Origin of the sequence: Listeria monocytogenes ATCC 19117 (assembly GCF_000307025.1) — a bacterium.
Lineage (GTDB): Bacteria > Bacillota > Bacilli > Lactobacillales > Listeriaceae > Listeria > Listeria monocytogenes_B.
Genome location: NC_018584.1, coordinates 189,314 through 209,022, shown reverse-complemented (window position 1 = coordinate 209,022; position 19,709 = coordinate 189,314). Strand labels below are relative to the sequence as shown.

18 protein-coding genes are annotated in these 19,709 nt (G+C 37.6%); 2 read left to right on the top strand and 16 right to left on the bottom strand.

What is annotated here, in order from left to right; all coding sequences use genetic code 11:
* The first annotated feature begins 135 nt into the window (after positions 1-135).
* Both plcA and prfA read left to right on the top strand, forming a co-directional pair.
* Entirely contained in the window at positions 136-1,089 is a 954-nt protein-coding gene (plcA, locus tag LMOATCC19117_RS01060; protein WP_003726703.1) for a phosphatidylinositol-specific phospholipase C, read from the top strand.
* Between the two features lie 272 nt (positions 1,090-1,361).
* On the top strand, positions 1,362-2,075 hold the full coding sequence (prfA, locus tag LMOATCC19117_RS01055; protein ID WP_003722729.1) for a listeriolysin O transcriptional regulator PrfA: 714 nt from the start codon (positions 1,362-1,364) through the stop codon (positions 2,073-2,075).
* A gap of 43 nt (positions 2,076-2,118) precedes the next feature.
* Here the strand turns inward: prfA and LMOATCC19117_RS01050 are convergent, their stop codons facing one another.
* The 16 genes from LMOATCC19117_RS01050 to LMOATCC19117_RS00975 form a co-directional block, all read right to left on the bottom strand.
* A complete protein-coding gene (locus LMOATCC19117_RS01050) occupies positions 2,119-3,075 on the bottom strand; it encodes a ribose-phosphate diphosphokinase (protein WP_003722728.1) in 957 nt (318 codons plus the stop codon).
* Between the two features lie 50 nt (positions 3,076-3,125).
* Positions 3,126-4,499, bottom strand: a complete 1,374-nt coding sequence (glmU, locus tag LMOATCC19117_RS01045) for a bifunctional UDP-N-acetylglucosamine diphosphorylase/glucosamine-1-phosphate N-acetyltransferase GlmU (protein ID WP_003734710.1) — start codon at positions 4,497-4,499, stop codon at positions 3,126-3,128.
* A gap of 386 nt (positions 4,500-4,885) precedes the next feature.
* The gene (spoVG, locus tag LMOATCC19117_RS01040) at positions 4,886-5,194 is read right to left on the bottom strand and encodes a septation regulator SpoVG (RefSeq protein ID WP_014929010.1); all 309 of its coding nucleotides are present in this window, start codon (positions 5,192-5,194) and stop codon (positions 4,886-4,888) included.
* Positions 5,195-5,877: 683 nt separating this feature from the next.
* On the bottom strand, positions 5,878-7,086 hold the full coding sequence (locus tag LMOATCC19117_RS01035) for an ABC transporter permease (protein WP_003725507.1): 1,209 nt from the start codon (positions 7,084-7,086) through the stop codon (positions 5,878-5,880).
* Positions 7,083-7,775: an ABC transporter ATP-binding protein gene (locus LMOATCC19117_RS01030; RefSeq protein WP_003722723.1), complete on the bottom strand. Its 693-nt coding sequence runs from the start codon at positions 7,773-7,775 to the stop codon at positions 7,083-7,085. The genes LMOATCC19117_RS01035 and LMOATCC19117_RS01030 overlap by 4 nt, the downstream gene beginning before the upstream one ends.
* A gap of 48 nt (positions 7,776-7,823) precedes the next feature.
* The gene (locus LMOATCC19117_RS01025) at positions 7,824-8,501 is read right to left on the bottom strand and encodes an efflux RND transporter periplasmic adaptor subunit (protein WP_003722722.1); all 678 of its coding nucleotides are present in this window, start codon (positions 8,499-8,501) and stop codon (positions 7,824-7,826) included.
* Positions 8,502-8,677: 176 nt separating this feature from the next.
* On the bottom strand, positions 8,678-9,496 hold the full coding sequence (purR, locus tag LMOATCC19117_RS01020; protein WP_003722721.1) for a pur operon repressor: 819 nt from the start codon (positions 9,494-9,496) through the stop codon (positions 8,678-8,680).
* A 163-nt stretch (positions 9,497-9,659) separates the two neighbouring features.
* Positions 9,660-10,397: a chitin disaccharide deacetylase gene (gene chbG / locus LMOATCC19117_RS01015; RefSeq protein WP_003722720.1), complete on the bottom strand. Its 738-nt coding sequence runs from the start codon at positions 10,395-10,397 to the stop codon at positions 9,660-9,662.
* Positions 10,398-10,418: 21 nt separating this feature from the next.
* The gene (gene ispE, locus LMOATCC19117_RS01010) at positions 10,419-11,300 is read right to left on the bottom strand and encodes a 4-(cytidine 5'-diphospho)-2-C-methyl-D-erythritol kinase (RefSeq protein WP_014929009.1); all 882 of its coding nucleotides are present in this window, start codon (positions 11,298-11,300) and stop codon (positions 10,419-10,421) included.
* A gap of 138 nt (positions 11,301-11,438) precedes the next feature.
* Positions 11,439-11,696 carry a biofilm formation stimulator Veg gene (veg, locus tag LMOATCC19117_RS01005; protein WP_003718261.1) on the bottom strand — a complete coding sequence of 86 codons (258 nt, stop codon included), beginning with the start codon at positions 11,694-11,696 and terminating at the stop codon, positions 11,439-11,441.
* A gap of 119 nt (positions 11,697-11,815) precedes the next feature.
* The gene (gene rsmA / locus LMOATCC19117_RS01000; RefSeq protein WP_003731190.1) at positions 11,816-12,703 is read right to left on the bottom strand and encodes a 16S rRNA (adenine(1518)-N(6)/adenine(1519)-N(6))-dimethyltransferase RsmA; all 888 of its coding nucleotides are present in this window, start codon (positions 12,701-12,703) and stop codon (positions 11,816-11,818) included.
* Positions 12,696-13,271, bottom strand: coding sequence for a ribonuclease M5 (rnmV, locus tag LMOATCC19117_RS00995; protein ID WP_003725504.1), 576 nt, complete (start codon positions 13,269-13,271; stop codon positions 12,696-12,698). The genes rsmA and rnmV overlap by 8 nt, the downstream gene beginning before the upstream one ends.
* Before the next feature lie 101 nt (positions 13,272-13,372).
* Positions 13,373-14,590: a resuscitation-promoting factor gene (locus LMOATCC19117_RS00990; protein WP_003731189.1), complete on the bottom strand. Its 1,218-nt coding sequence runs from the start codon at positions 14,588-14,590 to the stop codon at positions 13,373-13,375.
* 291 nt (positions 14,591-14,881) lie between these two features.
* Positions 14,882-15,655, bottom strand: coding sequence for a TatD family hydrolase (locus LMOATCC19117_RS00985; RefSeq protein WP_003740372.1), 774 nt, complete (start codon positions 15,653-15,655; stop codon positions 14,882-14,884).
* A 96-nt stretch (positions 15,656-15,751) separates the two neighbouring features.
* Entirely contained in the window at positions 15,752-17,413 is a 1,662-nt protein-coding gene (locus tag LMOATCC19117_RS00980; protein ID WP_003725501.1) for a glycoside hydrolase family 13 protein, read from the bottom strand.
* Between the two features lie 3 nt (positions 17,414-17,416).
* Positions 17,417-19,708 carry a TIM-barrel domain-containing protein gene (locus LMOATCC19117_RS00975; RefSeq protein ID WP_003734708.1) on the bottom strand — a complete coding sequence of 764 codons (2,292 nt, stop codon included), beginning with the start codon at positions 19,706-19,708 and terminating at the stop codon, positions 17,417-17,419.
* Position 19,709 lies beyond the last annotated feature (1 nt).

Genomic DNA, 19,709 nt, shown 5'->3' with positions numbered 1-19,709 from the left:
AAACGCAATATTATATGCTTGCTTTATAGCTTTATTCTAGTCCCGCTGTCCCTTTATCGTCGTTAACAAATGTTAATGACTCGACATAAAAGTAACTTTAAGATAGGAATATACTAATCAAAGGAGGGGGCCATTTTGTATAAGAATTATTTGCAACGCACATTAGTTTTAGTACTCTGTTTTATTTTATGCTTTTTTACTTTCCCATTAGGTGGAAAAGCATATTCGCTTAATAACTGGAATAAGCCAATAAAGAACTCTGTAACTACAAAGCAATGGATGTCCGCTCTACCTGACACAACGAGCCTAGCAGCACTCTCTATACCAGGTACACATGATACGATGAGCTATAACGGAGACATGACGTGGACATTAACCAAACCACTGGCTCAAACACAAACGATGTCATTGTACCAACAACTAGAAGCAGGAATACGGTACATCGATATTAGAGCAAAAGACAATCTCAAAATTTACCATGGGCCAATTTTTTTAAATGCATCACTTTCAGGTGTATTAGAAACGATTACTCAATTTTTAAAGAAAAATCCAAAAGAAACCATTATTATGCGTTTAAAAGACGAGCAAAACAGCAACGATAGTTTTGATTATCGGATCCAACCATTAATCAACATTTACAAAGATTATTTTTACACTACTCCCAGAACTGACACGAGCAATAAAATCCCTACATTAAAAGATGTCCGCGGAAAAATATTATTACTTTCAGAGAACCACACAAAAAAGCCATTAGTCATTAATTCACACAAATTCGGCATGCAGTTCGGCGCATCCAACCAAGTAATTCAAGATGACTACAATGGTCCGAGTGTGAAAACAAAATTCAAAGAGATTGTCCAGACTGCTTATCAAGCTTCTAAAGCGGACAACAAACTGTTTCTTAACCATATTAGTGCCACTTCATTAACATTCACACCTCGTCAGTATGCTGCAGCATTAAACAACAAAGTAGAGCAGTTCGTACTCAACTTAACATCGGAAAAAGTTCGAGGATTAGGCATTCTAATCATGGACTTCCCCGAAAAACAAACTATCAAAAACATCATAAAAAACAATAAATTCAACTAACATATATTATTCCTACAAAAAAAGGGTTAGTATATCTCCGAGCAACCATCGGAACCATATACTAACCCTATTTCAATTTTAACATCTAAATAAATCCGTTTTTAAATATGTATGCATTTCTTTTGCGAAATCAAAATTTGTATAATAAAATCCTATATGTAAAAAATATTATTTAGCGTGACTTTCTTTCAACAGCTAACAATTGTTGTTACTGCCTAATGTTTTTAGGGTATTTTAAAAAAGGGCGATAAAAAACGATTGGGGGATGAGACATGAACGCTCAAGCAGAAGAATTCAAAAAATATTTAGAAACTAACGGGATAAAACCAAAACAATTTCATAAAAAAGAACTTATTTTTAACCAATGGGATCCACAAGAATATTGTATTTTCCTATATGATGGTATTACAAAGCTTACAAGTATTAGTGAGAACGGGACCATCATGAATTTACAATACTATAAAGGTGCTTTCGTTATAATGTCTGGCTTTATCGATACAGAAACATCGGTTGGCTATTATAATTTAGAAGTCATTAGCGAACAGGCTACCGCATACGTTATCAAAATAAACGAACTAAAAGAACTACTGAGCAAGAATCTTACGCACTTTTTCTATGTTTTCCAAACCCTACAAAAACAAGTTTCATACAGCCTAGCCAAATTTAATGATTTTTCGATTAACGGGAAGCTCGGCTCTATTTGCGGTCAACTTTTAATCCTGACCTATGTGTATGGTAAAGAAACTCCTGATGGCATCAAGATTACACTGGATAATTTAACAATGCAGGAGTTAGGCTATTCAAGCGGTATCGCACATAGCTCAGCTGTTAGCAGAATTATTTCTAAATTAAAGCAAGAGAAAGTTATCGTGTATAAAAATTCATGCTTTTATGTACAAAATCTTGATTATCTCAAAAGATATGCTCCTAAATTAGATGAATGGTTTTATTTAGCATGTCCTGCTACTTGGGGAAAATTAAATTAAATCAAAAAACAGGATGTCTCAATGAGGCATCCTGTTTTATATTTTATTCGAATAAAGAACTTACAGAAGCATTTTCATGAACGCGAACGATTGCTTCGCCAAGAAGAGCTGCAACAGATAATTGTTCCATTTTGTCAATCCATTTTTCTTCTGGAAGAGCGATGGAGTTTGTAACAACTAATTTTTCGATTGGCGATTCTTCAATACGTTTCATAGCAGGACCTGAAAGAACTGGGTGCGAACAACATGCGTAAACTTTTGTTGCGCCTGCTTCACGCAATGCTTTAGCAGCAAGTGTGATTGTTCCAGCTGTATCAATAATATCATCAATAATGATACAAACTTTCCCTTCTACATTACCAACGATGTTCATTACTTCAGCTACGTTTGGACGCGGACGACGCTTATCAATAATAGCAATCGGCGCTTTCAAACGGTCAGCCATTTTACGAGCTCGAGTAACTCCACCATGGTCAGGGGAAACTACTACTAGATCATCACCTAAATGACGTTCACTGAAATAGTCACTTAGAAGGCGAACTGCATTCAAGTGATCGATTGGAATATCAAAGAAACCTTGGATTTGCGGTGCATGCATATCAAGTGTAATCATTCTAGTTGCACCAGCAGTTTCGATTAAGTTTGCTACTAATTTCGCTGTGATTGGTTCACGACTTCTTGCTTTACGGTCTTGACGTGCGTAACCATAGTAAGGCATAACAATATTAATTGTTGCTGCGGAAGCGCGTTTCAACGCATCAATCATGATCAAAAGTTCCATTAAATTCTGGTTTACAGGATTACTCGTTGATTGAATAACATATACATGACAACCACGGATACTTTCTTCAATGTTAATTTGGATTTCTCCATCACTAAAATGAGTAACGCTTGATTTCCCTAACTCAATACCAACTTCTTTCGCAATCTCTTCAGCTAGTTCACGATTAGAATTTAGCGAGAAAATCTTCAACTTTGGATCAAAATACTCGTTTGACATAATCAGCCTCCACTATTTTTTATTAAAATTTTAAAATTCCCAAATGGAAATTATTTACCGTGATTCAAATGTTTTGCATAACCAAGTTTATTGTCTTGTTTCGCACGAGCAATGCCTAGCGCATCGTCAGGAACATCTTTTGTAATCGTGGAACCAGCAGCTATGAAAGCTCGATCTCCCACTTTGACAGGTGCAATCAGGTTTGAATTACAGCCAACAAAGACATTATCCCCAATGATGGTTTTCGCTTTGTTTTTGCCGTCGTAATTAACAGCAATACTTCCGCAACCAACATTGACGTTTTTACCAATTTCCGCATCTCCCATGTAAATGAAATGTGGTAATTTAGTTCCTTCACCAACCACTGCTTTTTTCGTTTCGACGTAGTTCCCGATTTTCACATGATCGTGAATGTCAGATTCTGGTCTTAGGTGCGCATATGGGCCAATTTGAACGTCATCGCCAACTTTACTTTCGAAAATAGAAGAAGTTCTGACGTATACTCGTTCACCGATAACACTGTTTACGATTTCCGAGCCGGTTGTAACCACGCAATCATCACCGATTACAGTTTCCCCACGAAGCATAACTCCTGGTTCAATTACTGTATCTTGACCAATTTTTACATCTATATCAATATACGTGTTTTCAGGATTAACAAGCGTTACTCCATTACGCATATGATTTTCGTTAATTCGACGTTGCATTAATCTGGATGCTTCAGCTAGGGCAATTCGGTCGTTCACTCCAAGTGACTCTTCAAAAGACTCCATTCTGTAAGCCGCAACGACTTCATCCGAATCTTTTAAAATCTTAATAACATCTGGTAAGTAATATTCTCCTTGCACATTATCGTTAGAAACATTCTCTAACGCTTCAAAAAGAGCTTTATTATCAAAGCAATATGTCCCAGTGTTAATTTCCGAAATACGTTGTTCTTTTTCTGTTGCATCTTTATGTTCTACGATTTTTTCTACAATGCCTAGGTCATCACGAATAATACGACCATAACCTGTAGGATCTTCAATAACCGTTGTAAGAATAGTTGCTTTTGCACGTTTTTCATGGTGATATTTCAGTAAAGCTTCCATCGTACTAGCTTCGATTAAAGGCGTGTCCCCACAAACAACGAGCGTCACACCATCTTTACCTGCAAGTTCCGCTTTCGCTTGCAGTACTGCATGCGCCGTTCCGAGTTGCTCTTCTTGCTTTACAAACTCGCTTTTACCAGCTAAATGCTCTTGTACTTTCTCAGCTCCGTGACCTACAATTGTAACCACTTTATCAACATTAAGCGTCGAAATTTGATCTACTACATGTTCGACCATTGGTTTTCCACAAACAGGATGCAATACTTTGTAAAGTTTTGATTTCATCCGTGTGCCTTGGCCAGCAGCAAGCACTACAGCATATCGTTTTGACATTATATAGAACCTCCAATATTCACTATTCATCCACTATGAATGATAACGTAAAATTTACATTTTTTCAAGAATGCGCCCAAATAAAAAACCTTACCTACTTTTTTTAGGTAAAGATTCAATTTAAAGTTTTATTTGTTTGAAAATTCCGAAAGATATAGTATGATTATTTATTTGCTTACTAAAAGAAGAATTTACACTTATGCCACAAAAAAGTTTTCTAAAATGGACCTGTTTTTGCAACATCATTTAAAATTCTCCTCCCTGTTTTATAACCTGCTATTAATTATACCATAGCAAAAATAGAAGACCAAGGCTATTTATGATTTTTTTCATGCTTCATGTACACAAAAAGGGCTAGCACGCAGCTAGCCCTTGAAAATTTTAAATTATTCAGCAGAAACGGATTCAGATTCTTCTTCTGTTACTGCAGTTGCTTCTTCTTCACCAACGCGCTCATATTCAGCTAAAACTACTTCTTGAATTTTTGCACGAGTGTCAGAATTAATTGGGTGAGCGATATCACGGAATTCACCGTCAACACCACGTTTACTTGGCATAGCTACGAACAAACCCTCGTTGCCATCGATGACACGAATGTCGTGAATAACAAACTCACCGTCAATCGTTATTGAAGAAATAGCTTTCATTCTCCCATCTGTCTCAACACGTCGTAATCTCACATCTGTAATCTCCATTATCTTCACCACCTTAATCTAGTTGCGCTGCTAGTAAACAATGCTCACATGCAACTTAAGTACACACTCGAGAAAAATTCCCCCATAGAAAAAATTACTTTTATAAAGCAAGCAATATTCACGTAAAATTCTTCCCTATGAACATAATAATAAAAAAAACTAAATTTGACAACTTTGTGAATTGTAATCTAAAAAAAAGTTTTTTTTTTTGAAAATCGTTGACTTTTACAGATTGTTCCTACTAGTTTTTGTTTTGTATACAATAATTATCATCATACGTATAAAAACTTCAAAACCATTGCCATTACAGTATCAATCTGTAATCATCATACTATTTTGCAGACAATAACACCAGTAAAACGGTATTTGATTTATCATTTTTCGAAAATAATTGTATACAATATATATAGGGTTTATGAGTTTACAGAGCTCATATATTTACATTTTTATACTTCTCTATCCCATTTACTCTAATTAACCAACAGAGACTATATTCCCCCAAAACCCCATTCTAATGCATGTTGCGAGAATTAATTTTATTTTTATTCTAAATTTTTTACCAAAACCGGCTATTGAAAGCGTTTAATTGTGACAAAAAGATTAAATATAGATGACAAGACAACTTAGTAGCTAATTTTAGTAAAAAAAGAAGCCCGAAACAGCTTATTTCAGGCTTCTTTTATTTATTCGGATCTTAATGCGTCAATTGGTCTTAATTTCGAAGCTTTATTAGCAGGTGCGATACCAAATATCACTCCGATACATAGTGAGAATACGAAGGAGAAGATAATGGTTCCTGCAGTTATTCCTGACGATATACCTGCGACTGAGCCAAATATGAGCGCTCCTGAGACCCCGATAATAATACCGATAATCCCACCACAGACACTAATAACAATGGATTCAATTAGGAATTGTAACAGGATGGCTCGTTTTTTAGCTCCGAGCGCTTTTCTTATACCAATCTCTCTCGTTCGCTCACTAACAGAAACTAGCATAATATTCATAATTCCAATACCACCAACAACAAGTGAAATAGCAGCAATCGCACCAAGCGCAGTAGTTAGCGTTGTACTAATCGTGTTGAAAGCATTGAGAATCTCTTGTTGATTAATGACTTGATAAGATGGTCCCATTTGTGCGGATGACGCATTTTTTTCTTGTTCTTTTTCGTCACCAAATTTAATCGCAAGACGTGATTCTAGTGTGTTTACTACAAAATCAACATCTTCGGCAGATTTTGTTTCTACATAGATTGTACGGACATTTGTATCTTTTAGGAGCCTTTGAGCGGAAGAAATCGGAATAAAGATTTGGTCATCGCTAGATCCCATCATAGACGCGCCTTTTTCTTTCAAGACACCAACAACTTTGTAAGGCATTCCGTTTAATCTAATGGTTTCGCCAATCGGATCCCCAAAACCAAATAGATCACTTGCTACCGTAGAGCCTATTACAGCTACTTTCTGGCCATATTCGGTATCAATCGGTAGTAGGAAACGCCCTTCCTTCATTTCTAGGCTACGCGCGGCCTTATATTGGTCATTCGTGCCTATCACCTTATTACTTGAATTCTTATAATCAAAAGTTGCATTGACTTGTCCAGATAATTCTGGAGAAACGCTTTTGACTCCATCAATGTTTTGATATTTCATTACTTCATCATACGTATATTTGTCGTTTGGATTAACAGAGCTATTAACTACTGTAATTAAATTCGAACCCAAATCGCCCATTTGGTCATCAACTTCTTGCGTTACACCATTCCCTAGAGATACTAAAAGAATAACGGATGCGACACCAATAATAATACCTAGCATGGTTAGAAAAGACCTTAATTTACTTGCCTTTAATTGTTTCCATGCCATTTTCATGCTTTGGAGAACATTCATGCTTGCGTCGCCTCCTCATGGAATAATTTACCATCTTGAATACGGATACTTCTTGTACCGTATGAGGCGATTGTTGGATCATGCGTAATCATAACGATGGTGTTTCCAGCACGATTCAATTCTTGTAGGATTCCCATTACTTCTTTACCTGTTTTCGAATCGAGCGCACCAGTTGGCTCATCTGCTAGCAAAATTTGCGGTTTGCCGGCGAGTGCTCTTGCGATAGCCACACGTTGCTGTTGGCCACCAGAAAGTTGCGTTGGTAAGTTTCTACGTTTTTCAAGTAAGCCTACTTTTTCTAAACATTCGATTGCGGCTTTTTCTCGTGCAGAAACACTTAGTCCTGCATAAATTAGTGGTAGTTCCACATTTTCAAAGGCAGATAATTTTGGAAGCAAATTAAACTGCTGAAAAATAAAGCCAATTTTTTTATTTCTGATTTCGGATAGTTTATTATCGCTCAGTTTAAAAACATCTACATCATCAAGGTGATAGCTGCCTTCATCCGGAACATCCAAACAACCAATCATATTCATTAAAGTGGATTTACCGGAACCGGACGGACCAACGATGGATAAAAACTCGCCTTGCTCAACGGTAAAAGTAACATCGTCTAATGCTTTAAAAGTTTCTCCGCCTAGCGTATACGTTTTTGTTAAATTTTTCATGTCAATTAGCGGTTTTGGCATGTTTATCCCTCCTTCATACAATTTGTCTGATTTGTACTTACAAAAAACTTAGCTAGGAGCACCAGGAACCGTAGAAGTTTCTTGTGTAGGAAGGATTACTTTTTCGCCTTTTTTAACACCTTTAGTGATTTCGATATTATCTTCATTATGAAGACCAGTTTCTACAAATTTCTTCACTTTTTTCGTTTTCCCATTGTCTTTTTCTTCTGGAACTAATACGTAATATTTGTCGTCACTGTCTTTTTGAACAGCTTCAATTGGAACGTATAGCGCATCTTTTTTCTCATTTACTAAAATGGAAGCATCAGCAGTCATACCCGCTTTTAAATCGTCTGTTTTATCAAGAGAAATGATTACAGAGAAGCTAGACACACCATTTTGTACTTGACCTTGTTCTGCGATTTCTTTCACTTTTCCTGTATAAGTTTTGTCAGGTAGTGCTGTTACTGTGACTTTTACTTCTTGGTCTTTCTTGATGTTAGGAATATCAAGTTCGTCCATTTGCGCTACTAATTGAAGTTCATCGTAATCTGGAACTTGTGTGTTTACCGGAGAAATCGCGCCTGTTCCTGTAGCATTGATTTTCATATCTCCTTGTTTTACTTTGGCTGTAACTAATTTTTCTTGTGTTACGGAGCCACTATTTTTCGACAGCAAGAAAACCGCACCAACGGCTACTACTGCGATAATTACGATAACAATTAACCATTTAACCCACTTTTTCATGAATGTTCTCCTTCTGCTCCTAAAGTCTAGAAGCCTTGAATTTTATGTAGTAACGATAGAATTCATTCTACCATAAAAGTTAACTGAGTGAAGTACATCGGAAGACTGATTTGTTTTTAGTAGCAATTCGCCCCCCAAAAAAAGAAAAACCCCAGAATATTTTCCAGGGTTTAGAATCAACTATTAAAGTAATTCCCATCAACAACTTCGATTTGTTTTTCTTTCATGTTCACATTTTTTATTTTTACAAGAGATACGTAATCATCCACTAAGCGCTCTTCCGCATATTCGGATTCAACTAACACGCCAATTCCAACTAAATGCGCGTTGAATTCTTCTAGCAGATTTTTCATACCATTAATTGTTCCTCCAGCTTTCATAAAGTCATCCACAATTACTACATTAGAGCCTTCAGCTAAGCTTCGTTTGGATAATTCCATTTTTTCGATTCGTTTGGATGAACCTGAAACATAGTTAATGCTTACAGTTGAGCCTTCTGTCACTTTGCTATCACGACGTACGATAACAAAGGGGACACTTAAATGTTCAGCAACCGCTTGTGCAATCGGAATCCCTTTAGTCGCAACAGTCATAATCGCATCTATTTTTTGGTTATTGAATTTCGTTGCTAAAATTTTACCAATTGCTTTGAGCGTTACTGGTTCTCCAAGTAAATCAGATAAGTACAAATAGCCCCCTGGAAGCAAACGGTTTGGCTCCGCAATTCTATTACATAGCGTATGCACAAAATCCAGCACATCGTCATTTCCCGCTATCGAAATATATTGCACACCACCAGCAGCACCCGGAACAGTTTCGAGCGTACCAATCCCTCTGTCTTCAAATGTTTTCTTTATGATAACCAAATCTTCACTAATAGAAGACTTAGCTGAGCCATAACGTTCAGCAAACATCGTAAGCGGCACTAACTTTCGCGGATGCGATAATAGAAACTGCGTCATATCAATTAATCGTTCACTGCGACGAATCTTCATAATCTCTCTCCCTTTGATAAAATTCCGTATATTAAAAAGCTATTTCACGTATTTTGTCCGTATTTTCTCTATTATAAAACGTTTTCTATAAAATTGACAACATTTATTATTTTAACCTAACGAAAAGCCTGCCAAATAAACATCCTTTGACAGGCCCATGCTCTTATAAATCGCGGAAACTAATAATCTCTACTTCTTGTTGGCCTAAATATGCTTGTAGTTCTCTTGAAGTTAGAATTGAAACTTCTTTGATGCGCGGCTCTACGTAACTAGATATTTCGCGCAACGTTTCATCAATAAATGCCGGATGAGTCATCACTTCGACTACATCATTCGTTCCGATATGCTTTTGTACTAATTTTTTAATCGTTTCAAAAGATACACCGTCTGCATAAAACTCCGTAGCGAATAAGTCAGGAGTTTTTATAGCACCGAAGTCCGAAACATCAGAATGACGTCGAATGCTCACACCGTATTTTTCCGCAAGTTTATGTTGTACGGGATAAATTAGCGGCTCAATTGAATGATGTGTATCAAAATGAGAAATAGTGATTCCTGCATCTAAAATTTTCTCGATTTGTGCAGTTAACTCGCGCTCCACCTCATTCATATCTACATCAGCTAAGCCGTTTTCAAGTGAGGTATAATTTCTGCGGAAACGCCCATCATCATCCGTTAGCGTTTCTAAACCTTGAAGGACTGGAGAACCGAACGTCAGGGTCAAATGCGCACCAATATCGAGACCTGGGTTTTCTTTCGCAACTTCAACTGCCAAATCAAATGCCGGGCTATTAGCAAGAAGCGTGGTAGATTTCACAACGCCTCGCTTATAAGACTCTAAAATACCATAAACTGCTCCCGGGCTAATTCCAAAATCATCTGCATTAAAAATAATTTTCATTTCTTTGACCCCTCTCATTCATTAATTATTTATATTTGTATCGTTCTCGCCTTCACCCCATGGTCTAACCATATAAACTTCCTCACAAAAGCCACGCAAGCCGTTATAGACACGTTTTGCTCTGGAGTACTGTTTGATAAGCGCAAACACTGTCGGACCGCTACCACTCATTAGGGCCGCCTCAGCACCAAACGCTAACATCCGATCTTTTATTCGTTTAACTTGCGGATTTTTTTCTAATGTCACAGACTCTAATACATTTCCTGTAGACGCAAATATCCCGTCTAAATCGCCATTTTTAATGGATTCAATCATTTTTTGTGTGTCTGGGTGTTCTACGTTATCTACTTGAAGTTCTTTATAGATAGTCGGGGTAGACACGCTAATGCTCGGTTTAGCAAGCACAATCCAACAACCAGGAATATTAGGTAACGCAGAAATCTTTTCCCCGCGCCCAGTTGCTAGCGCTGTTCCGCCGTATACGCAAAAAGCGATATCAGAAGCAATTTCCGAACTAATTTCGGCTAATTCTTCTATTGAAAGACCAAGTTCCCAAATGACATTTAATCCTTTGAGCGCTGCAGCTGCATCTGAACTACCACCAGCAAGACCCGCAGAAACAGGAATGTGCTTATCAATTGTAATGCGCACACCCATCTTTACGTCAAAACGCTTCTTTAAAAGGAGGGCTGCTTGATAAATTAAATTGCGACGATCTTCTGGAATAAAGTGTGCCTTTACATCCAGCACAATTTTGTCTTCGTCTAAGCGTTCTAAGTATAATCTATCAGCAAGGTCGATTGTTGTCATCACCATTTCCACTTCATGATAGCCGTCCTCACGTTTGTACAGCGCATCAAGTGAAAGATTAATTTTAGCTGGTGCTGTAATGCTTATTTTCATTTTTCTTGGCCTCCGCGTTCAAAATCTCTTTTTCTATTCTATCATATGAAAGAAAAAATATGTAGCTAGCGGCCCAAAACAACTTCTATGTATAGCAAAAACCGAACCACGCTATATGGTTCGGCTACTTCAGCTTTATTATAAAGCTAATTCTTTATTATCATCTGTAAATACAAGTTCTACTGCGTCTGTTAAGATATCCGTGTAACTATAGGATACTCTTTCAAAGTTGTTTTCATCTTGATCAAGCTCCACAATGAAAACGGATGGATATGTTTCAGCTAGGATACCGCAACGTTCAATCGTTTTCTTACGACCACCGTTTGCTTTCAATGTCAATGCTTTACCTAATCTAGAATCTAAATTCGTCTTAATGCTTGCAATGGTTTTTGGCATTTATTTTCCACCTCACTAATATCCATTATAGCATAGTTCGGCTCCGAAATCAATAACCAAATATTTTAACAGTTGGAAGGGCTAACTGTCAACTAAGAAAGCGCTTTTTTTGAAAAAAATTATTTTTCCTTTAAAAAATCACCTAAAAAGTTGCTTAATTTAGCAAATTCCGGAATATCCAACGTTTCTCCACGACGGATTAAGTCTATCCCAATAGCATTTAGACCTTCTACCAACTCGTCTTTGCGTGGTTTTAAAGCCGGGAATTTTGAAGCTAAATTATTCCAAAGCGTTTTTCTTCTCTGAGCAAACGAAGCTCTTGTTACTTCAAAGAAAAATTCTTCGTCGTTTACTTCAGCTAATGGTTCTTTGCGACGCTTCAGATGAATTACTGCGGAATCAACATTCGGTTGCGGCATGAAGACAGTTTTTGGCACGATAAAGGCTAGTTCTGCTTCCATGTAAAATTGGATAGCGATTGTTAGGCTTCCGTAGCTTTTCGTGCTTGGAACTGCGCTTATCCGGTCCGCAACTTCCTTTTGGAGCATAAACGTCATCGAATCTGCCGGAATATTGTCATGGAGTAATTTTAAAATAATCGGTGTAGTTACGTAATACGGAAGGTTGGCTACGATTTTCAGAGGTAGATCTGGCTTCGCGAATTGCTCTGCGATAACTTCCTCCACATCTGCTTTTAGCACGTCTCCGTGGACCACTTGGATATTATTGTATGCACTTAGCGTATCGTCAAGAATTGGCAGTAAACGTTGATCAATTTCAAAAGCAACTACTTCGTTCGCCGTTTTTGCTAATTGTTCTGTTAGCGCGCCGATACCTGGTCCGATTTCGATGACATTTGTTTCTTTTGTTATTTCGGCTGTATCTGTAATCCGCGTCAAAATGTTACTGTCGATTAAAAAGTTTTGACCCAGACTTTTTTTAAATAAGAAACCATACTTCTTTAGGATTTCTGTCGTTCTTCCGGGAGTTGCAATATCTTTACTCATTTTCTTCCTCCTGCATAATCTTTTGGCACGCGGCTACTAACTGGTCTTCACTGATTGCAAATGATTCTAGTCTGGTTTGCAGTTGCTTTCCGTTTGTATAGCCAATTTTTAGTATATTACCGATTTTTTCTCGGCGTTCTTTCGCTCCCGCTCCTCCAAGAAGACCGAGATGAATAAGAATATCTTTGGAGATAAATTGTTTTTCTGCAGGCGTCCCACTTGTATGGAAGTTTTCGAGTGCTTCCCGAATATTAGCGCTACTGGCATGTTCCACTCCAAGGCCACGACCTGCTTTTGGCAAAGCGTCTTGGCGATTGATAAAAGCGTGTTTACAGCCAGGTACCGCTGAGTCAATTTGTTTTCGGATTTTTTCACCGGGAAAATCTGGATCTGTAAAAATAATAACGCCGCGAAGTTCTTGTGCATGTCTAATCTTTTCTATTGTTTCTTGTGAAAGGGCAGATCCATTAGTCTCAATGGTATCAGCAATAACTGAACGATTAATTGCCGTTGTATCGTCCCGTCCTTCTACGACTATAAATTCATGTATTACAGGCTTCCCGTTCATAATTACTACATCCTTTTTTATAAAATAAGTAAATATATCATACCACATTTTGGACAAAGAAAAAACGAGGCCCTATGAGTCAGCCTCGTTTTTATACGAATTTAGTTTAACACTTTGACAGTCACCATTCTTCTACCCCATGAATAGCACTGACTTTCATTTGGGAAATACACGTCAACGATATTTCCTTTGATAGCGCCGCCAGTATCTCCAGCGATTGCTTCTCCGTATCCCTCAACCCAAACTTTAGAGCCAAGTGGAATAATTCGTGGATCAACCGCAATTACTTTTAGTCCAGGGTTGGCACTTAGGTTGATACCATAAGCTGTAGTACCGCCACCTGAATATGCAGTAGATTCCATTCTGTATGTTTTACCACCTGATGGAGTTGATGATGATGATGATGACGTTGTACTTGGAGTAGATACGTTAGAAACTGGTGTTGCTACCACTTTTTCTTTCGTGCCACGTACAACTACTTTATCAGTTTTTTTAGAAGTGACATTTTCTTTAATGACATCACGTTTTTTCTCTTTGCCATTTTCAAATGTTACTTTATACTCAACAACTTTTTCGCCGTTTTTACCTTCTTGAACGACTTTTTCAACGCCTTTGTTTAGGCTATCGTCTTCTTTATATACTGTTTCGAATTTAACTTGTTCATTTTTCTTTTCTGCTTTTGAATTGACATATGTAACTTCTACAGTCATTTTTTCTTTTAAGTTACTGTCTTTTGCAGGTGACACACGGTCATCTTGATCAAGTTTAATATTTTTCTCAGCTAGTAAATCACTAACTTTTGTTTTTGTTGTCCATACTGTATCTTTTTTTGCTCCGTTTTGTAAGGAAAGTTGAATGGCACGATTAATGTTAACTTCAAGGCCATTTTTCAATTTAGTATCTAATGCTACGTTTAATACATCTTGCGGACGAGTTGTAATATTTTCATCTTTAAGCAAGTCTGCTACGTTTGCTTTTGTGCTCCAAACGTCTTTTTTAGTACCATTATCATTTATTGTAATTTGACGAGCTGGCAAATATTTAATTTCCATGCCGTCTTTGATTTCTGCATTTTTGCCTGGCGCAATTTCATCGCGTTCACTTACTTTAATACCTGCTTCGTCTAATGCTTCTGAAACAGTTTTCGCATGTGTTCTTGATTCAATTTTTTCACCAGCGTTTACTATAGTGATATCGTTTTTAGTTCCTTCGAAAACGAAATAAAAAACCAATGCTACTACAATAACAAATCCTGCAATCATGATTGGTAATTTCCATTTTGATGATTGGGCTACGTTACTGCTGTTTTCCATGGTCATGTATTTCTCCCCTTTCTACTTCGCTAGTGATTATATACAGGGGAGGGAAGAACTGTCAATTTTTTATACAGATTGTTCACACCTTCGCAAACTTTAACAAAAAACGTTGATATAGAGCCGTTTTTAAAAATATTATTCTTTTAAAGTGTCAAATGTAACAGAAATGTGTCATTTTTCTACATCTCTGGTCGTAGGCATAAAATAAGGGTTTTTGTCCCAGTCATCATTTTTATCTCCGTGAAGCTTAAGATTGGGTTACAGACTGGTCCTTATATTACAATTGTGTTACAATCAATCTTTTATTTTAAATAGTTTTTTTGCGTTTTCTGTTGAGTGCGTAGCGATTTCACTATATTTCATTTCTTTCAGTTCTGCAATTTTTTCGGCAACTAACTTGACGTATCCGGGTTCATTTCTTTTTCCGCGATTTGGGGTTGGAGCGAGATACGGCGCGTCAGTTTCAATTAATAAACGGTCAATTGGTATAGCTTGAGCTGCAATTTTTGGTAATTTTGCGTTTTTAAAAGTGACTGTTCCTCCGAATGAAATGTAAAAATTCATCGCTAGACATGCTTCCATTACTTCGACAGTTTCACCAAAGCAATGCATAATTCCACCTACTTCTTCAGCGTGCTCTTCTTGCAAAATACGAACAACATCTTCTGTTGCTTCGCGGTTGTGAATAACTATCGGTAAATTCACTTCTTTCGCTAAACGGATTTGTTTTCTAAAAACCTCAAATTGCGTTTCTTTTGGCGAAGTATCCCAGTGATAATCTAAGCCCATTTCGCCTAAAGCAACTACTTTCGGGTGTGTAAGTGCTAAATCGCGGAGCCATTCTAAATCTTCATCTGTGAAGGTAATAGCGTCTGTGGGATGCCAGCCGACGATTAATGAGATAAAATCATATTTCTCGGCTAATTCAAGCGCTCGGTCAATTGTTTCTTTATTAAAGCCCACCACGGCCATGCGAGTCACATCGTTTTCCTGTGCGCGTTTTATTACTTCTTCTATATCATCATCAAAAGCCTCGTCATTGAGGTGTACATGCGTATCAAATAGCAAGAGAATTCCTCCTAATAAAATCATTTCCTTCTATTATACTATAATTTTTGATGCATACAAAAAAAGCCACCTAGCAATTGGTGGCTTTCCTGAGATTTACTTGATTTGATAAACGATTGCTTCGTAAGGTCGTAAAGTTCCTTCTATAATATTAGGAACATTGTTTACAAGCACGGAACCTTTTTGGATTTCGTTCAAAATGTTTTCATCAGAAATAACTTGTTCTTCTTCTGTGAAATTACATAAAACCACTAATTTTTCATTTTCTGTGTAGCGTTCATATGCGAAAATCGCTTCATCTTTAGGTAATAACAAACGATAATTACCAGTTGTGATGATTTCAGTCGTTTTTCGTAACTTAATAAGATTTTGGTAGTAGTAGAAAATGGAATCTGGGTTTTTCAGCGCTTCTTCGTTGTTGATTTCTGTATAGCGCGGGTTGACTTTAAGCCAAGGCGTTCCGGTTGTGAAGCCAGCATTCTCGCTATTATCCCACTGGTACGGCGTTCTCGCATTGTCACGGCCTTTTGTGTAAATCGACTGCATGATGCTTTCATGGCTGTGTCCTTGCTCCTTACGCTCTTTGTACATGTTTAGCGTTTCGATATCACGGTAATCATCTAGCGTTTCAAAATGAACATTCGTCATCCCAATTTCTTCACCTTGATAAATATATGGCGTTCCTTTCATCATATGCAAACAAGTTGCAAGCATTTTCGCTGAACGAACGCGGAAACGATTGTCATTCCCAAAACGAGAAACGATACGCGGTTGGTCATGATTATTCCAATATAAGCTATTCCAACCGTTTTCTTGAAGCGCCACTTGCCATTCAGACATATTTTCTTTTAAATCTGGTAAGTAGATTGGTTTTAGATCCCATTTATTGTCGCCATCGGAATCTAAGTTCATATGTTCAAATGTAAAAATCATATCGACTTCATTATTTGCTGGATTCGTGTAAATTTGCGCGTCGGTTGTACTAGCACCAGGCATTTCGCCAACAGTCATCACATCGTATTTAGAAGTAACTTCTTGGTTCATTTCTTGCAAGAACTCATGAATCCGCGGTCCATTACAAAAATCATTGCCAGCATCGCCATAAATTTGACCATCTGGTACTGGACCATCTGGGAAATCAGTATTTTTGGAAATAAAATTAATTACATCCATGCGGAAGCCATCAATGCCTTTATCTAGCCAGAATTTCATCATATTATATACATCTTGGCGTAATTTAGGGTTTTCCCAGTTTAAATCAGGCTGTTTTTTGGAGAACAGGTGTAAATAGTACTCACCTGTTTTTTCGTCCAATTCCCATGCTGGACCGCTGAAAATCGAGCCCCAGTTATTGATTTCGTTTTCCTCGCGCCAGAAATAGTAATCTCTGTACGGGTTGTCTTTGGATTTTCTGGATTCCTCAAACCACTTGTGTTCATCAGAAGTATGGTTAACAACAAGATCCATTACAAGTTTCATTTCGCGGTCGTGTAAACCTTGAAGTAATTGATCAAAAGTCGCCATATCTCCATACTCTTCGTAAATTTTTTGATAATCGCGAATATCGTAACCATTGTCATCTTGAGGCGAATCGTATACTGGGGACAACCAGATAACGTCCACACCTAGCTCTTTTAAATAATCTAATTTCTCGATAATTCCTTGAATATCACCAACTCCATCACCATTTGAATCATTAAAACTCTTTGGATAGATTTGGTACACTACGCTTTTTTTCCACCAATCTTTTTCTTTCATAGATTAAATTCCCGCCCTTGTAATTTTGTCTGTTTTTTCTCCAAAAACTTGTATAGTAGTTACTTTATGTTGTAAGTTTGCTTCACCTTGATGGGTAGCATTTATTAGTACTTCGCCATTTTTGAAAGTAGCTGTGAGTGTTGTTTTGGATGCTGCGCCGCTTTCATAATGGTAACTTTTACCATCATCATTATACACATAACCGCTTGCTACGTCGCCATCTAAGTAAACTTCTAATGTCAAATCTTGCGTCTCTTTTGTATTTTGAACGCTGCTACCAACTGGCAGAATTGTCCCCGCTTTAATGTAAATTGGCATGGTATCAATCGGCGCGTCTGCGATAATATAGTCGCCGCCCACGAACTGCTCTTTTGTCCAATAATTAAACCAAAGCCCTCTTGGCAAACGAACTAGACGCTTCACTTGGCCTTCACGAACGATTGGCGCAACGAGGATATTTTCACCTAGCATAAATTGATCATTCACTTGAATTAAATCGCGTTCATCTTTAAACTCCATATAAAGCGGCCGAACGAGCGGTAAACCACTCTCTGCCGTTTTTTGGAATTCTGTATAAATATACGGTAAAAAGGCATAGCGCAATTCAATATATTGTTTCACAATTTTCTCTGCATCCGCGCCAAACGCCCATGGCTCTTGATAAATACTATCTTGTACACAGTGATTTCTGAAATATGGTAAAAAGGCCCCAGCTTGCGTCCAACGAATCAACATTTCTTTCGTACAATCTGAAGAAAATCCACCAACATCAGCACCGGTAAACGCAACGCCCGATAATCCTAAATTCATAATCATCGGCAGCGACATCTCCAAATGCTCCCAGTGACTACGATTATCTCCTGTCCAAACCGCCGAATAACGCTGAACACCCGCATAACCAGCACGAGTGAGTGAAAATGGACGTTCATTTGGCACAAGCCGTTTTAACCCTTCAAAAGTAGCTTTACTCATATACAATCCATATAAATTATGCGCTTCTTTATGGGTTACATTTTTCCCGTCCAGATTATGCACAACATCTAAATCCATCGTTTTACTTTCATTGAATACAGACGGCTCATTCATATCATTCCAAATCCCGCGTATACCTAAATCTGTGTAAAATTTGTGTAAACCGCCCCACCAATGTTGAACAGTTGTACTTAGAAAATCAGGGAAAGCACTGACACCCGGCCAAACATCCCCATAATAAATCGAACCTTCTAATTTAGTGCAGAAATAATTATGTTTGATCCCCTCTTGATAAACAGAATAATCAACATCTTTTTTAATTCCCGGATCGACAATTGGTACAACGTCAATATTTTGTTCCCGAAGACGCGCAATCAATTCTGGTCCATTTGGAAAAGTATCCGGGTTAAAAGTGAATACGCGGAAATCATCCATGTAATGTATATCCATGAATACACAGTCAAGCGGAATCTCTTTTTCTTTAAAAGTATTCGCAATCCGTTCCACTTCTTCTTCCGAGGTGTAGCTATACCTTGATTGATGATAACCTAATGACCATTTTGGTGGAAGTGGTGTTTTACCAGTTAAATCAGTGTAATTCGCGACAACTTCTTTCGTGTCCTCACCAAAAATAACATATAAATTCGCTTGTCCGCCTTCTGCTAAAATCGTATACATTTCTTCAAAACTTTGGAAATCAAATTCTGTACGATGCGAATTATCATAAAATAAGCCATAGGTTGTTTCCGCAGTATCCGCAATCATGAAAGGAATGGATTGGTATAACTCCACTGTATCTTTATTATGTGGACTGTATACATCCGTGTTCCACATACTAATAATGGAACCGGCTTTATTCAAGGCACCCGTTTTTTCACCTAAACCAAAAATCGCGGTTCCTGGTTCGCTTTGAATCGAAATTTGGTGTTCTTTATAGCGATTAATTGCCAATCCTTCTGTTTGGAAAATACGCTTCCCAGCTTGTTTCATAATAATTTGGAAAGGATTTTTACAAATAATAATCTCTTTATCCGCAAAATGAAGCTCATAGCCGTCCGTTGTTTCTGTAAATTTAGCCGCTTGTTTTTCCGTATCGTGAATCGCAGCAATCGAAGGCGTTAAATCCACTTCTCCAAATGGGTTCACCGTCACGCGAGCAATTTTTTCATTAACAAAATAGCAACTGAACTGACCGATATCAAGTGTGCCAGTCAGGCAATTATTCGCCCAACTAGCCGTTTTCACTTGATTTACTTTTCTTTCGAAAGCTGTTTTTTGTTTTACATTAGATGGTAGAATCGCAAAACTTGTGGAAGCATCCATC